The sequence below is a fragment of the Ornithinibacter sp. genome (assembly GCF_035443565.1).
Lineage (GTDB): Bacteria > Actinomycetota > Actinomycetes > Actinomycetales > Dermatophilaceae > Fodinibacter.
Genome location: NZ_DAORSO010000253.1, coordinates 1 through 2,277 on the forward strand (window position 1 = coordinate 1; position 2,277 = coordinate 2,277).

The 2,277-nt window shown below is 71.0% G+C and carries 1 protein-coding gene and 2 pseudogenes; 1 reads left to right on the forward strand and 2 read right to left on the reverse strand.

The window, feature by feature from the left end; genetic code table 11:
• Nucleotides 1-610: pseudogene (locus tag PLL68_RS14065) on the reverse strand (hypothetical protein); the annotation flags it as partial.
• 170 nt (nucleotides 611-780) lie between these two features.
• Here PLL68_RS14065 and PLL68_RS14070 point away from each other — a divergent pair.
• Nucleotides 781-2,055 (forward strand): SpoIID/LytB domain-containing protein, encoded by a 1,275-nt coding sequence (locus tag PLL68_RS14070; RefSeq protein WP_324535136.1) that lies wholly within the window; start codon nucleotides 781-783, stop codon nucleotides 2,053-2,055.
• Nucleotides 2,056-2,088: 33 nt separating this feature from the next.
• On the opposite strand, the pseudogene PLL68_RS14075 reads toward PLL68_RS14070, so the two are convergent.
• A pseudogene (locus PLL68_RS14075) lies at nucleotides 2,089-2,277 on the reverse strand (succinyl-CoA--3-ketoacid-CoA transferase); the annotation flags it as partial.

Sequence of the window (2,277 nt, forward strand, 5' to 3'; positions counted from 1 at the left end):
CGACCCGGGCCGGCCACGACGCGACCGCGAACAGGGCGTAGCCCAGGGTCAGCGGAAGCAGGGCCACGACGGTGAGGTCGAGGGCGAGGACGACGGTGACGGTCAGCAGTGCCGTGGCGGCGGCGATGGCGTCCCACACGGCGACGTGGCGAAAGCGCAGCGCTCCGTACTGCACCCCGCGCAGCGTGACGTACATGGAATACGTGAAGGCCAGGACCACCGTGCCGATCGTGTGCGCGGCACCGAACCCCAGCCACGCCGACCCCGCGAGGGCGACCGCGGTCGGCAGCACCATGCTGATCAGGGCGGTGCGGGTGGCGATGTGGCGGGCCACCGTCGCGGCACCCTCGGGGTCATCCAGGGTCGCCTTCATGGCCACGAAGCGGGTGCCGGCCGTCGCCGCGGGGGCTGCCCACAGCTGGCTGGTGAGCACCGAGAGCGACAACGAGGTGTTCGTCTGGCCGAGAAGTTCGCGCGAACCGAGGTGGCCGATGAGCACGCTGTAGAGCAGGCGCCCCAGCCCCTGCACCGCGGTGGCAATGGTACTCAGCGCGGCGCGCGAGCGCAGGCTGCCACCGACGCCGGGTGGCTCGTCCCCGGTGGATGCCATGCGGGCAGCATAGCGAGGGCAGCAGATCCGATCGGCTGTGGCCATGGAGGATGAAGTGGCTGCTGTGGCAGACTGCGGCGTCACCGGTCGGCCAACGTGGCCGAACCCACGCCCTCTTGGGGGTGAGCCGGTCCGTGCCGGGCCGTACCGAGATTTCCGGGCGAGGAGCCATGAGAGCACTTCGGGTCACTGTCGCGTTCGCCGTGGCCGCGGGCGCCGTCTTCACCGGCTCCGCGAGCAGCGCGGCAGGCGTCGGTGCGTCCGCGCCCTCCGCCGCCACGGCCTCGGCCTCCACCACCTACCCCCGGCCTGCTGGCACGTCGTTCACCTTGTCCGGCCGTGGCTACGGGCACGGACGGGGGATGAGCCAGTACGGCGCCTACGGAGCGGCCCTGAAGGGCCTGAGCCGCAACGAGATGTTGTCCTTCTACTACCCGGGCACGACCCGATCCACGAGCATCGGCAACCCGACGATGCGGGTGCGTCTGACCGCCCTCGGATCCACCACCACCCAGCTCGTGACCACACCGGGCCTGGTCGTCTCGGACGGCACCAAGACCGGCGCCCTCGCCGTGCGCAACTCCGACGGGACCCCGCGCGAGCGGTGGCGTCTGGTGCCCGAGGGCACCGGCCTGACCCTTCAGTGGCTCGAGAAGGGCTCGTGGCGCAGCACGAGCAGCTGGCGGGCTCGAACGGTGCCGTTGTCGTTCACGGACGCATCGCTCGGCGCGGTGCGCGTCGTCCTGCCCGACGGCACCCAGCGCGACTACCGCCGTACGGTGCGCGGCATCCGCTGGGGGGCGGGGATGATGACGCTGAGCGTGGTGTCGATGGACTACTACCTCCAGAGCGTGGTGCCGTCCGAGATGCCGGCGTCCTGGCCGACGGCGGCGCTCGAGGCGCAGGTGGTCGCCGCACGAACCTATGCTGCCCACCAGCGTGCCAACCAGGCGCCCGGGACCCCGTACGACACCTGTGACTCGACGAGCTGCCAGGTCTACCGAGGCATGGCGGGCTACACGACAGCCGGCACGCAGGTCCCCCACGAGAACGCCAGGTCGACGGCAGCGGTCGCCTCGACGGCCGGCCTCGGGCTCTTCGCCAACGGGTCTCCCGCTCTGACCGAGTTCGGGTCCTCGAACGGCGGCCGCACCGTGAAGACCGCGCTGCCGTACCAGGTGTCGTTGGCGGACCCCTACGACGCGGTCCCGTCGGGCAGCACGAGCCGGTGGACCAAGACGTTGCCGATCAGCGCGATCGAGAAGGCGTACCCCACGATCGGGAAGCTCAAGGCGCTGCGCATCGACAAGCGTGACGGGATCGATGCCTGGGGCGGGCGCATCATCACCATGACGGTCATCGGCTCGGCGGGCTCGAAGACCGTGAAGGGAACGGCCTTCAGCGCCGCGCTGGGCCTGCGCAGCACGTGGTGGACGGTCTCCTAGAGGGTCTCCCCGGGGCCGGAGGGCCTCGCGTCGTCAGTCCAGGGCGACGCTGAACGGGGCTCCGGTCGCCTCGCGAACCTGCTCCTCGGTGACGTCGGGCGCCAGTTCACGCAGGACCAGACCGTCCTGCGTGACGTCGAGCACGGCGAGGTCGGTGATGATCCGCTGCACGACGGCCTTGCCGGTGAGGGGCAGCGAGCACTCGCTGACGATCTTGTGCGA

Bases quoted from the DNA above. Each gene is read 5' to 3' on its own strand.
- PLL68_RS14070 (WP_324535136.1), top strand. From the start codon at position 781: ATGAGAGCACTTCGGGTCACTGTCGCGTTCGCCGTGGCCGCGGGCGCC.